Here is a 12,937-nt window from a genome sequence, read left to right on the forward strand (position 1 = left end):
ATCATGAGTAAGATTGCATTTTTATTCCCGGGTCAGGGATCACAATTTATCGGCATGGGAAAAGAGCTTTATGAGCAGGTGCCTGCTGCAAAGCGTCTGTTTGATGAAGCCGATGAAACATTAGAAACAAAACTCAGCTCGCTTATTTTTGAGGGTGCTGCTGAAGAATTAACACTTACATACAATGCGCAGCCTGCTTTGCTTACGACAAGCATCGCTGTTCTTGAGAAATTTAAAGAATCTGGCATTACACCTGATTTCACAGCAGGACACAGCCTTGGTGAATATTCTGCACTGGTTGCGGCTGGCGCTCTGTCTTTCAAAGATGCTGTTTATACCGTCAGAAAGCGCGGAGAGTTTATGAATGAAGCGGTGCCGGCTGGCGAAGGAGCAATGGCTGCGATTCTCGGCATGGATGCTGAAGCATTAAAGCAAGTAACCGATAAAGTCACAGAGGAAGGCAACCTTGTACAGCTTGCGAATCTCAACTGTCCTGGCCAAATCGTCATTTCCGGAACAGCTAAAGGGGTCGAGCTTGCATCTGAACTGGCAAAAGAGAACGGCGCAAAACGCGCAATTCCGCTTGAAGTAAGCGGTCCGTTCCATTCTGAACTGATGAAACCGGCTGCTGAAAAGCTGAAAGAGGTATTGGACGCCTGTGACATAAAAGACGCTGACGTTCCGGTCATCTCAAATGTTTCTGCTGACGTGATGACTGAAAAAGCAGATATCAAAGAAAAACTTATTGAGCAGCTTTACTCTCCGGTTCGTTTTGAGGAAAGCATTAACAAGCTGATCGCAGAGGGTGTTACGACTTTTATTGAAATCGGTCCCGGAAAAGTGCTTTCAGGCCTTGTGAAAAAAGTGAATAGACGGTTAAAAACAATTGCTGTATCAGATCCGGAAACGATCGAGCTGGCAATTCAAACGCTTAAGGAGGAGAATGATAATGCTTAATGATAAAACGGCTATTGTCACTGGCGCATCCCGCGGAATCGGCCGCTCAATCGCCCTTGATCTGGCAAAAAGCGGAGCAAATGTTGTCGTGAACTACTCCGGCAATGAAGCGAAAGCAAATGAAGTGGTTGATGAAATCAAATCAATGGGCAGAAAAGCAATTGCTGTCAAAGCGGATGTATCAAATCCCGAAGATGTACAAAACATGATAAAAGAAACATTGTCTGTTTTTTCTACGATTGACATTCTGGTTAATAATGCGGGAATTACAAGAGACAATCTCATCATGAGAATGAAAGAAGATGAATGGGATGATGTCATTAACATTAACCTGAAGGGTGTTTTCAACTGCACAAAAGCTGTTACAAGACAAATGATGAAACAGCGTTCAGGCCGGATTATTAACGTATCGTCTATCGTCGGCGTCAGCGGAAACCCTGGACAAGCCAACTACGTGGCTGCAAAAGCCGGCGTCATCGGTTTAACCAAATCTTCTGCTAAAGAGCTCGCCAGCCGAAATATTACGGTAAACGCAATAGCGCCAGGATTTATCTCAACTGATATGACAGATAAGCTTGCAAAAGACGTTCAAGACGAAATGCTGAAACAAATTCCGCTCGCGCGCTTTGGTGATCCTAGCGATGTCAGCAGTGTTGTCACGTTCCTAGCTTCAGAGGGAGCTCGTTATATGACAGGCCAAACGCTTCATATTGACGGCGGAATGGTGATGTAAGTTTTTTCTCGAAAATTTCATCGTAGTTTCTCTAGTTTTTTAAAAACGAATCCACTATAATACTTGAGGGGAGGTGAATTGCTATGGCAGACACATTAGAGCGTGTAACGAAAATCATCGTAGATCGCCTTGGCGTTGATGAAGCAGACGTCAAACTTGAAGCTTCTTTCAAGGAAGACTTAGGTGCTGATTCCCTAGATGTAGTTGAGCTTGTTATGGAACTTGAAGACGAGTTTGATATGGAGATTTCTGACGAAGATGCTGAAAAGATTGCAACAGTCGGCGACGCTGTGAACTACATACAAAACCAGCAATAAGCTGATGCTAAAAGTCCCGCCGAAATGCGGGGCTTTAGCCCTTTATTCGTGCAGTTATTACAGCATGCCGCTTTTACGCGCGCTGTATCCGGTTTAGTCAGAGAAGCGCGGTGAACCTGATGTGCCTATGGAGGTTACTATGTCAAAACACTCACATTATAAAGATAAAAAAAAGTTCTATAAAAAAGTAGAACAATTTAAAGAGTTTCAAGAACGGATTTCGGTTCACTTTCAAAATGAAAAGCTTTTGTATCAAGCATTTACACATTCATCTTATGTGAATGAGCATCGGAAAAAGCCGTATGAAGATAATGAAAGGCTTGAATTTTTAGGTGACGCTGTTTTGGAACTGACGATCTCCAGATTCTTATTTGCCAAATACCCGGCTATGAGTGAAGGAGATTTGACGAAATTGAGAGCCGCAATTGTTTGCGAACCGTCTCTCGTTTCATTGGCTCACGAGCTGTCATTCGGCGATCTTGTCCTGTTGGGTAAAGGCGAGGAAATGACAGGCGGAAGAAAGCGTCCTGCTCTATTGGCGGATGTTTTTGAGGCATTTATCGGAGCCTTGTACCTTGACCAAGGATTAGAGCCGGTCGAAAGTTTCTTAAAAGTTTATGTGTTCCCTAAAATTAACGATGGTGCTTTTTCTCATGTGATGGATTTCAAAAGCCAGCTGCAGGAATACGTGCAGCGGGACGGCAAAGGCTCTCTGGAGTATAAAATCTCCAACGAAAAAGGACCTGCGCACAACCGTGAATTTGAAGCCATCGTATCTCTAAAAGGTGAACCACTCGGAGTCGGAAACGGCCGTTCAAAGAAAGAAGCCGAACAGCACGCTGCTCAGGAAGCTTTAGCTAAATTGCAAAAACACCATACGAAACAATAAAATCCCCCTTATGACTCAGGGGGATTTCAGTATGTATGCCGTCTTATTTGACCAATGTTTATGATAGAATTGAAATACTTATTACATAAGGAGGATCGCTATGTTCCTCAAACGTTTAGACGTTATAGGATTTAAATCATTTGCAGAACGGATTTCCGTAGACTTCGTTAAAGGCGTGACAGCAGTTGTCGGGCCGAACGGAAGCGGAAAAAGCAACATCACGGATGCCATTCGCTGGGTTCTCGGCGAACAATCGGCACGCTCTCTTCGCGGCGGAAAAATGGAAGACATCATTTTTGCCGGGAGTGATTCAAGAAAGCGATTAAATCTAGCTGAAGTTACGCTTACTCTTGATAATGATGATCATTTCTTGCCAATTGACTTCCACGAGGTGAGTGTCACAAGACGTGTGTACAGATCAGGTGAGAGTGAGTTTCTGATTAACAATCAGCCATGCCGCTTGAAAGATATTATTGATTTATTTATGGACTCTGGGCTTGGTAAAGAAGCATTTTCTATTATCAGCCAAGGGAAAGTGGAAGAGATCCTGAGCAGTAAAGCGGAGGATCGCCGCAGTATCTTTGAAGAAGCGGCCGGGGTGCTTAAATATAAAACGAGAAAGAAAAAAGCAGAAAATAAACTGTTTGAGACACAGGACAATCTAAATCGGGTAGAAGATATATTACATGAGCTTGAAGGGCAGGTTGAACCTCTTAAAATTCAAGCTTCAATAGCGAAAGACTACCTTGAGAAAAAGAAAGAGCTGGAGCATGTTGAAATTGCGCTGACTGCCTATGATATCGAAGAGCTGCATGGTAAATGGTCGACTCTTAAAGAGAAAGTGCAGATGGCAAAAGAAGAAGAGCTTGCTGAATCGTCTGCTATTTCTGCGAAAGAAGCAAAGATTGAGGATACAAGGGACAAAATACAAGCGCTTGATGAGTCAGTAGATGAGCTCCAGCAAGTTTTACTGGTAACTAGTGAAGAGCTGGAAAAGCTTGAAGGCCGTAAAGAAGTCCTGAAAGAACGAAAGAAAAACGCTGTGCAAAACCAAGAACAGCTTGAAGAAGCCATCGTTCAGTTCCAGCAAAAAGAAACGGTTCTGAAAGAAGAGCTTTCGAAGCAGGAAGCTGTCTTCGAAACGCTTCAGGCTGAGGTGAAGCAGTTAAGGGCGCAAGTAAAAGAAAAACAGCAGGCTCTCAGTCTTCACAATGAAAATGTCGAAGAGAAAATCGAGCAGCTGAAAAGTGATTATTTTGAGCTGTTAAACAGCCAGGCTTCGATACGCAACGAACTCCAGCTTCTTGATGACCAGATGTCCCAATCCGCTGTCACATTGCAGAGACTCGCGGACAACAATGAAAAGCACCTGCAGGAACGGCGTGATATTTCTGCGCGTAAAGCCGCATGTGAAACGGAATTTGCCCGAATTGAGCAGGAGATTCACAGTCAAGTCGGTGCATATCGTGATATGCAGACAAAATATGAGCAGAAAAAGCGCCAATACGAAAAAAATGAATCCGCTCTGTATCAGGCATACCAATACGTTCAGCAAGCGAGATCAAAAAAGGACATGCTTGAGACGATGCAGGGAGATTTCTCCGGCTTTTATCAAGGTGTTAAAGAAGTGCTGAAAGCGAAAGAGCGCCTTGGCGGAATTCGCGGAGCGGTTCTTGAGCTGATTTCTACAGAACAGAAGTATGAAACGGCCATTGAAATAGCGCTCGGCGCTTCTGCTCAACACGTCGTGACCGACGATGAACAATCTGCCCGAAAAGCGATTCAATATTTAAAGCAGAATTCCTTCGGCCGGGCGACGTTTCTGCCTCTTTCTGTTATTAGAGACCGCCAGCTTCAAAGCCGTGACGCGGAAACAGCCGCCCGGCATTCATCATTTCTCGGGGTTGCAAGTGAACTTGTCACATTTGATCCTGCGTATCGAAGCGTCATCCAGAATCTTCTTGGAACCGTTCTGATCACAGAGGACTTAAAGGGTGCAAACGAGCTTGCGAAGCTTCTCGGGCACCGGTACCGCATCGTAACCCTTGAGGGAGATGTTGTGAACCCCGGTGGTTCAATGACGGGCGGCGCGGTTAAAAAGAAAAATAACTCCCTCCTCGGAAGAAGCCGGGAGCTAGAAGATGTGACGAAACGGCTCGCTGAAATGGAAGAGAAAACAGCTCTGCTTGAACAAGAGGTCAAAACCCTTAAACAATCCATTCAGGATATGGAGAAAAAACTGGCTGACTTAAGAGAAACCGGGGAAGGCTTAAGGTTAAAGCAGCAGGATGTGAAAGGCCAGCTGTACGAACTTCAAGTTGCCGAGAAAAATATCAATACCCATTTAGAGCTCTATGACCAAGAAAAATCTGCTCTGTCAGAAAGCGATGAAGAGAAAAAAGCGCGCAAACGCAAGCTTGAAGAAGAGCTCTCTGCCGTATCTGAAAAGATGAAACAGCTTGAAGAGGACATAGACAAACTGACAAAACAAAAACAAACGCAATCCTCAACGAAAGAGTCTCTTTCCAACGAGCTTACTGAGCTGAAGATCGCTGCGGCCAAAAAAGAGCAGGCATGCAAGGGGGAAGAGGACAACCTTGCCAGATTAAAGAAAGAGCTCACTGAAACAGAGATTGCGTTAAAAGAAGCAAAAGAAGACTTAAGCTTCTTAACGTCAGAGATGTCATCTAGCACCAGCGGCGAAGAAAAGCTGGAAGAAGCAGCAAAACATAAATTGAGTGACAAAACGAAAACGATCGAACTGATTGCATTAAGGCGCGATCAGCGCATCAAGCTTCAGCATGGGCTTGATACGTATGAGCGTGAGCTGAAAGAAATGAAACGCCTGTATAAACAAAAAACAACGCTCTTAAAAGACGAAGAAGTCAAACTCGGACGAATGGAAGTCGAGCTTGATAATTTACTCCAATATTTACGGGAGGAATACAGCTTGTCCTTTGAGGGGGCAAAAGAGAAATATCAGCTTGAAACTGATCCAGAGGAAGCCAGAAAGCGCGTGAAGCTGATTAAACTCGCAATTGAAGAGCTGGGTACCGTGAACCTCGGAAGCATAGATGAGTTTGAGAGGGTCAACGAACGGTACAAGTTTCTGTCGGAACAAAAAGAAGATTTAACAGAAGCGAAAAATACCTTGTTCCAAGTGATTGAAGAAATGGATGAAGAAATGACGAAGCGCTTTAACGACACATTCGTTCAAATCCGCTCACACTTTGATCAAGTTTTTCGCTCCTTATTCGGAGGAGGGCGAGCTGAACTGAGGCTCACCGATCCTAACGATCTGCTTCATTCAGGAGTCGAGATTATCGCTCAGCCGCCGGGGAAAAAGCTGCAAAACTTAAACCTCCTGTCAGGCGGAGAGCGTGCGCTTACTGCTATAGCGCTCTTATTCTCAATCCTAAAGGTTCGTCCAGTGCCGTTTTGCGTCCTTGACGAAGTAGAGGCTGCGCTCGACGAAGCGAATGTGTTCCGGTTTGCGCAGTATTTAAAAAAATACAGCAGTGATACCCAGTTTATTGTGATTACCCACAGAAAAGGAACGATGGAGGAAGCGGATGTGCTTTATGGCGTAACCATGCAGGAATCCGGTGTTTCCAAGGTAATCTCCGTTAAGCTGGAAGAAACAAAAGAATTCGTTCAGTAACGAGGAAAGAGGTTAAAAGATGAGCTTTTTTAAAAAATTAAAAGAGAAAATCACAAAACAGACAGATTCCGTATCTGAAAAGTTTAAGGATGGCCTTGAAAAAACAAGAAACTCCTTTCAAAACAAAGTGAATGATCTTGTATCCCGTTACCGTAAAGTGGATGAGGATTTCTTCGAAGAGCTTGAAGAGGTTCTTATCAGCGCGGATGTCGGTTTTACAACCGTTATGGAATTAATAGATGAGCTGAAAAAAGAAGTCAAACGCAGAAATATTCAAGATCCAAAGGAAGTCCAGTCAGTGATTTCTGAGAAACTGGTCGAGATTTATAACAGCGGAGATGAGCAAATTTCAGAACTGAACATCCAGGATGGGCGTTTAAACGTAATCCTTCTGGTAGGTGTAAACGGTGTCGGGAAAACAACAACGATCGGAAAGCTTGCTCATAAAATGAAACAAGAAGGAAAATCTGTCGTACTTGCCGCCGGAGACACTTTCAGAGCGGGAGCCATTGAACAGCTGGAAGTATGGGGAGAGCGTACAGGAGTGCCTGTCATTAAGCAGACGGCCGGAAGCGATCCGGCAGCTGTCATCTACGATGCTGTTCATGCTGCGAAAGCAAGAAATGCCGATGTATTAATTTGTGATACGGCAGGGCGTCTCCAAAACAAAGTAAATCTCATGAAAGAGCTTGAAAAAGTAAAACGTGTTATCGAAAGAGAAGTTCCTGAAGCTCCGCATGAGGTGCTGCTTGCCCTTGATGCCACGACCGGCCAAAATGCAATGGCTCAGGCAAAAGAATTCTCTAAAGCAACAAATGTTACCGGCATTGCTTTAACGAAGCTTGACGGTACGGCAAAAGGCGGTATCGTCCTTGCGATTCGCAACGAGCTTCACATCCCGGTTAAACTAGTCGGTTTAGGAGAAAAAGTTGATGACCTTCAGGAATTTGATCCAGAATCCTATGTGTACGGACTCTTTTCAGATTTAGTGGAAAAAGCCGACGATTAAGAAAAAGGCCCCAACATCTTGGGGGCCTTTTTCTTTTTTATCTTCTTACTTGATAGGCGAAATGATAAAGGCTGTTATCAGTGGATACCAGTCTTGACTCACCAGAAAAAACTCTGAATGGGATGATGTCATAGTAATGAACGGAAACAGATGTGTAATACGTATAGTAACCAGCAGCTGGCCCCAAATACATTGGAACCTCAAATGTTCCGTTTGCATCAGTTGTTCCTGAAGCAGTTTGTGTTGTGTTTCCGACCTTCGTGTCCGCTTCAAATCTTACGGGCGCGTTTGGCACTGGCTGTCCGTTTTGGTCGAGTAATTTGCCGCTTACTGTAATATTGTACTTGACTCGCCAATATTGACCTTGCCCGTAATTGATTTTACCGTATACCCCTCCATCTGTGCTGATATTTGTGATTGAGGCTTTATAAGGTGCCTCAGCAGCGTCTGCTTGCTGTGCCGGGAAACCTATTGTAAACAGGGCTGCCAGACACAACATAAACAATAAACCGATTTTTTTCATAAAAATCCTCCTTAAAATAGGGTTCATATACAATATCGGAATAAATTGGATGATATTTAGCGTATTTTGGAAAAGGTTAATCGTCGCTTTGACAAGATAAAAACTTGACAGTGTCAATAAAACCGTGTAAACTAAGTTATCGTAAAGGGATTTGACTTAACAAAGGGGAGAGCTCAAATGTCACTCGAAAAGACAACGAGAATGAATTATCTGTTTGATTTTTATCAGTCGTTGTTGACGTCAAAACAGAAGAGCTATATGTCGCTTTATTATTTGGACGATTTCTCCCTAGGCGAAATAGCCGAAGAATATGAGGTTTCAAGACAAGCTGTTTATGATAACATCAAACGAACAGAAGCGATGCTTGAACAATATGAAGAAAAGCTGCTCCTTTTGAAAAAGTTTCAGGAGCGTAAAGAGATGTTTAATAAGCTGAAGGAGCTTGCTTCTGGTTCAAAAGAAGAGGAAGAAATTACAGCTCTGATTGAAGCGCTTGAGAAATTAGATTAGGAGGCGGCAAACTATGGCATTTGAAGGATTAGCCGACCGACTGCAGCAGACGATTTCTAAAATCCGCGGAAAAGGGAAAGTCAGCGAACAAGATGTAAAAGATATGATGCGTGAGGTTCGTCTTGCGCTGCTTGAGGCTGACGTTAACTTTAAAGTAGTCAAAGATTTTGTCAAAAAAGTAAGTGAACGCGCTGTAGGCCAAGACGTCATGAAAAGTCTGACGCCCGGCCAGCAGGTCATTAAAGTTGTTAAAGAGGAACTGACTGAGCTGATGGGCGGCGAAGAGAGCAAAATCGCCGTCGCAAAAAGGCCGCCGACTGTTATTATGATGGTCGGTCTCCAAGGTGCCGGTAAAACGACAACAAGCGGTAAGCTTGCGAATCTGCTGCGCAAAAAGCATAATCGCAAACCGATGCTGGTTGCTGCCGATATTTACCGCCCAGCCGCAATTAAGCAGCTGGAAACACTCGGCAAACAGCTTGATATGCCTGTTTTTTCTCTTGGCGATCAGGTCAGTCCTGTAGAAATAGCTAAACAGGCTATTGAGAAAGCCAAGGAAGAACATTATGACTATGTCATTTTGGATACGGCAGGCCGCTTGCATATCGACCATGAACTGATGGATGAACTGACCAACGTCAAAGAAATCGCGAATCCGGAAGAAATTTTCCTGGTTGTCGATTCAATGACCGGTCAGGACGCTGTGAATGTTGCCAAAAGCTTTAATGAACAGCTCGGTTTAACCGGTGTTGTGTTAACTAAGCTGGATGGAGACACACGCGGCGGGGCTGCGCTTTCTATTCGCGCTGTCACAAACACGCCAATTAAGTTCGCAGGTTTGGGCGAAAAGCTTGATGCGTTAGAGCCGTTCCACCCTGAACGCATGGCATCAAGGATTCTCGGCATGGGCGACGTGCTGACATTGATTGAAAAAGCACAGGCCAGCGTTGATGAAGACAAAGCCAAAGAGCTGGAACAAAAAATGAGAACGATGAGCTTCACATTGGACGATTTTCTGGAGCAGCTCGGGCAAGTCAGAAACATGGGGCCGCTTGATGAGCTTCTGCAAATGATGCCGGGTGCAGGTAAAATGAAAGGCCTGAAAAACATCCAAGTTGATGAAAAACAGCTGAATCATGTGGAAGCAATCATTAAATCAATGACTGTTCTTGAAAAAGAACAGCCGGATATCATCAATGCCAGCCGGCGGAAGCGGATTGCGAAAGGAAGCGGGACATCCGTACAGGAAGTCAACCGTCTGCTTAAGCAGTTTGATGAAATGAAAAAAATGATGAAGCAGATGACAAACATGTCAAAAGGCAAGAAAAAAGGGTTTAAGCTACCTTTTATGTAATCGGTTATACATGATAAAACCGTTGTTAAGAAAAAACACTTTACAAACACTTTTATCATTGTTAATATACTATCTTGTTGAAATATTTTCGGAGGTGCTAGTAAAATGGCAGTAAAAATTCGTTTAAAACGTATGGGAGCAAAAAAATCTCCTTTCTATCGTATTGTTGTAGCAGATTCTCGTTCACCACGTGACGGCCGTTTCATCGAAACAGTCGGAACTTACAACCCGGTTGCAAAACCAGCGGAAGTAAAAATTGACGAAGAGCTTGCTCTTAAATGGCTTCAAACTGGAGCGAAACCATCTGATACAGTTCGCAACTTGTTCTCTAGCCAAGGAATCATGGAAAAATTCCACAACGCTAAACAAGGCAAGTAATGACTGATCAACACTTGGAAGATTTGATTGTCCACATTGTGACGCCGCTTGTTGATCATCCAGATGACATTCGCGTCATAAGAGAAGAAACCGATCAAAAGATTGCGCTGCGCTTATCTGTCCATAAGTCAGATACCGGTAAAGTTATCGGAAAGCAAGGCCGGACTGCAAAAGCGATTCGAACAGCTGTATTTGCAGCTGGCGCACAGTCTTCTAAGAAAGTTCAATTTGAAATATTTGACTAAAAGGGAGAGGGCCGGCACCTCCCCTTTTTTTACACGCAAAAAAAGGGTAAACTGATAGAAGCTTAGGCAAAATAGAAAAGCCTGGGCGAGTAAAAGTTTTAAAAGCGGGGAGCTTGGTGCGATGCAAATTATTCACCGTGTAGCCGTTATGCAAGTCTTAACCGAGCGCAGTAAAGAAAAGCTTTTAGCTTCTTTTGCCGAAAAGAAACAAATGCTTGAACGAGAATGCAGCCAGCTCTATTTTCAGCTTAGAAAACATGAGAAAGAACAGCAAAACCCTGATATGATAGAACAATTTAAAAAGGCAATAGAAAAGCGAAAAGATGATATGAAAATCATCGATTTTCAAATTGCTCAAGTACATACATTGCCGCTTGGCAGTGAGTTGAAAGAAAAGGAAGTCGATGCGCTGCTGACGATTGAAGCCGGGGATGACTGGCATGAGAAAACAGCAGCGAACACCATCGTCATAAAAGACGGAAAAGTAATTGAAATTCGCCAGAGGTGATCATAATGACAAAGCGATGGTTTAATGTAGGCAAAATCGTAAATACCCACGGAATCAAAGGCGAAGTGCGGGTGATTTCAAAAACAGATTTTGCCGAAGAACGATACAAGCCGGGAAACACGCTGTATTTGTTTATGGACGGCCGTAACGAACCAGTGGAGGTAACGGTAAACACACATAGACTGCATAAGCAATTTCATCTCCTGCAGTTTAAAGAAAGACAAAACCTAAATGAAGTAGAAGAGCTGAAAAACGCAATCATTAAAGTTCCTGAAGAAGAATTAGGAGAGCTGAATGAGGGTGAATTTTATTTCCACGAAATTATTGGGTGTGAAGTATTTACTGAAGAAGGCGAACTCATCGGAAAGGTCAAAGAAATTTTGACGCCTGGAGCCAATGACGTTTGGGTCATCGGACGAAAAGGAAAAAAAGACGCACTCATTCCTTACATTGAATCAGTGGTTAAACATATCGATGTCAGGGAAAAGAAAATTGAGATTGAACTCATGGAAGGGTTAATAGACGAATGAAAATCGATTTTTTGACGCTGTTTCCCGAAATGTTTGAAGGCGTGCTCGGCTCATCGATTCTTCAAAAAGCCCAGGAAAAAGATGCGGTGCAGTTTCAAGTCGTAAATTTCCGGGAGTACTCTGATAACAAGCACAATACTGTTGATGATTATCCTTATGGCGGCGGGGCAGGCATGGTTCTCAAGCCCCAGCCTGTTTTTGACGCGGTTGAGGACCTGACATCAAAGGCAGCCGCTGCTCCGCGTATTATCCTCGTATGCCCGCAAGGTGAGCGTTTTACCCAAAAAAAAGCCGAGCAATTAGCTAAGGAAGAGCATTTGCTGTTCATTTGCGGCCACTATGAAGGCTATGATGAACGCATTCGCGAGCACTTGGTAACGGATGAAATATCAATTGGCGACTTTGTTCTGACGGGCGGTGAGCTCCCTGCAATGATGATCGCAGACAGTGTGGTCAGACTGCTTCCGGGTGTACTGGGTAAAGAGGCTTCCCATATTGAGGATTCCTTCAGCACCGGACTTTTAGAGCACCCGCATTATACAAGACCGGCAGATTACAAAGGTTTAAAAGTGCCTGAAACACTCATGTCAGGAAACCATGCAAAAATTGAAGAATGGCGGAATAAAGAATCGATCAGAAGGACCTACCTAAGACGTCCGGATCTGTTGAAAGACTACCCGCTTACAGAGCAGCAAAGAAAGTGGATTTCTGAATGGGAAAAAGAATAGATTTTATTGCATAGGCTATGAAATTGTGATAAGATACTACTTGTGGCTTAAGCGGGCTTATCCGCTGCAAGCTTGAAAACGATGTTCCGCTGTGCCGGTTTTTGTGGCCAAGAGCATCTGTTGGAAGGAGTTGAAAACGATGCAAAAACTAATTGAAGATATCACAAAAGAACAGCTTCGTACTGATCTTCCTGCGTTCCGTCCTGGTGACACTTTACGTGTACACGTTAAAGTTGTTGAGGGTAACCGTGAGCGTATCCAGATCTTTGAAGGTGTTGTGATTAAGCGTCGTGGTGGTGGAATCAGCGAAACGTTCACAGTTCGTAAGATTTCTTACGGTGTTGGCGTTGAACGTACTTTCCCAGTACACACACCAAAAATCGCGAAAATCGAAGTTGTACGTTACGGTAAAGTACGCCGTGCTAAACTTTACTACCTGCGTGAACTTCGCGGAAAAGCGGCTCGTATTAAAGAGATCAGACGATAATGATAACGAACGAAAAGAGCTTGTTACCTGTAACAAGCTCTTTTTTTATACAGAATTTGAAAATGCCGGACAGGCATCGTAAAATACATAAAGGACAACAATGAATCA

15 protein-coding genes are annotated in these 12,937 nt (G+C 43.7%); 14 read left to right on the top strand and 1 reads right to left on the bottom strand.

From position 1 onward, the window contains the following. The first annotated feature begins 3 nt into the window (after nt 1–3). The 6 genes from fabD (at nt 4) to ftsY (ending at nt 7,566) form a co-directional block, all read left to right on the top strand. Nucleotides 4–957, top strand: a complete 954-nt coding sequence (gene fabD / locus NST79_RS08725) for an ACP S-malonyltransferase (RefSeq protein ID WP_015383644.1) — start codon at nt 4–6, stop codon at nt 955–957. Continuing rightward, nucleotides 950–1,690 carry a 3-oxoacyl-[acyl-carrier-protein] reductase gene (fabG, locus tag NST79_RS08730; protein ID WP_042975760.1) on the top strand — a complete coding sequence of 247 codons (741 nt, stop codon included), beginning with the start codon at nt 950–952 and terminating at the stop codon, nt 1,688–1,690. Before fabD ends, fabG begins: the two co-directional genes overlap by 8 nt. An 83-nt stretch (nt 1,691–1,773) precedes the next feature. Then, a complete protein-coding gene (acpP, locus tag NST79_RS08735) occupies nt 1,774–2,007 on the top strand; it encodes an acyl carrier protein (RefSeq protein WP_003154310.1) in 234 nt (77 codons plus the stop codon). Between the two features lie 139 nt (nt 2,008–2,146). Continuing rightward, nucleotides 2,147–2,896, top strand: a complete 750-nt coding sequence (gene rncS / locus NST79_RS08740) for a ribonuclease III (RefSeq protein WP_003232030.1) — start codon at nt 2,147–2,149, stop codon at nt 2,894–2,896. Between the two features lie 100 nt (nt 2,897–2,996). Beyond that, entirely contained in the window at nt 2,997–6,557 is a 3,561-nt protein-coding gene (smc, locus tag NST79_RS08745) for a chromosome segregation protein SMC (RefSeq protein WP_015252105.1), read from the top strand. A gap of 19 nt (nt 6,558–6,576) precedes the next feature. Further along, nucleotides 6,577–7,566, top strand: coding sequence for a signal recognition particle-docking protein FtsY (ftsY, locus tag NST79_RS08750; protein ID WP_003232026.1), 990 nt, complete (start codon nt 6,577–6,579; stop codon nt 7,564–7,566). Nucleotides 7,567–7,603: 37 nt separating this feature from the next. On the opposite strand, the gene NST79_RS08755 is transcribed toward ftsY, so the two are convergent. Beyond that, nucleotides 7,604–8,089: an Ig-like domain-containing protein gene (locus NST79_RS08755; protein ID WP_003245834.1), complete on the bottom strand. Its 486-nt coding sequence runs from the start codon at nt 8,087–8,089 to the stop codon at nt 7,604–7,606. Nucleotides 8,090–8,266: 177 nt separating this feature from the next. Between NST79_RS08755 and NST79_RS08760 the strand changes: the two genes are divergently transcribed. The 8 genes from NST79_RS08760 (at nt 8,267) to rplS (ending at nt 12,829) form a co-directional block, all read left to right on the top strand. Next, on the top strand, nt 8,267–8,599 hold the full coding sequence (locus NST79_RS08760) for a putative DNA-binding protein (protein ID WP_003238590.1): 333 nt from the start codon (nt 8,267–8,269) through the stop codon (nt 8,597–8,599). A 13-nt stretch (nt 8,600–8,612) separates the two neighbouring features. After that, the gene (gene ffh, locus NST79_RS08765) at nt 8,613–9,953 is read left to right on the top strand and encodes a signal recognition particle protein (protein ID WP_014113771.1); all 1,341 of its coding nucleotides are present in this window, start codon (nt 8,613–8,615) and stop codon (nt 9,951–9,953) included. A gap of 105 nt (nt 9,954–10,058) precedes the next feature. Beyond that, the gene (gene rpsP / locus NST79_RS08770; RefSeq protein WP_003220815.1) at nt 10,059–10,331 is read left to right on the top strand and encodes a 30S ribosomal protein S16; all 273 of its coding nucleotides are present in this window, start codon (nt 10,059–10,061) and stop codon (nt 10,329–10,331) included. Continuing rightward, the gene (locus tag NST79_RS08775) at nt 10,331–10,576 is read left to right on the top strand and encodes a KH domain-containing protein (RefSeq protein WP_014476792.1); all 246 of its coding nucleotides are present in this window, start codon (nt 10,331–10,333) and stop codon (nt 10,574–10,576) included. The genes rpsP and NST79_RS08775 overlap by 1 nt, the downstream gene beginning before the upstream one ends. A 121-nt stretch (nt 10,577–10,697) precedes the next feature. Then, complete coding sequence (locus NST79_RS08780; protein WP_015715875.1) at nt 10,698–11,084, top strand: YlqD family protein; 387 nt, start codon at nt 10,698–10,700, stop codon at nt 11,082–11,084. Nucleotides 11,085–11,089: 5 nt separating this feature from the next. Then, complete coding sequence (rimM, locus tag NST79_RS08785) at nt 11,090–11,614, top strand: ribosome maturation factor RimM (RefSeq protein WP_003232013.1); 525 nt, start codon at nt 11,090–11,092, stop codon at nt 11,612–11,614. After that, complete coding sequence (trmD, locus tag NST79_RS08790) at nt 11,611–12,342, top strand: tRNA (guanosine(37)-N1)-methyltransferase TrmD (protein ID WP_015715877.1); 732 nt, start codon at nt 11,611–11,613, stop codon at nt 12,340–12,342. Before rimM ends, trmD begins: the two co-directional genes overlap by 4 nt. 139 nt (nt 12,343–12,481) lie before the next feature. Further along, nucleotides 12,482–12,829, top strand: a complete 348-nt coding sequence (gene rplS / locus NST79_RS08795; RefSeq protein ID WP_003220825.1) for a 50S ribosomal protein L19 — start codon at nt 12,482–12,484, stop codon at nt 12,827–12,829. Nucleotides 12,830–12,937 lie beyond the last annotated feature (108 nt).

The organism is Bacillus sp. PS196 (assembly GCF_037963555.1).
Lineage (GTDB): Bacteria > Bacillota > Bacilli > Bacillales > Bacillaceae > Bacillus > Bacillus subtilis.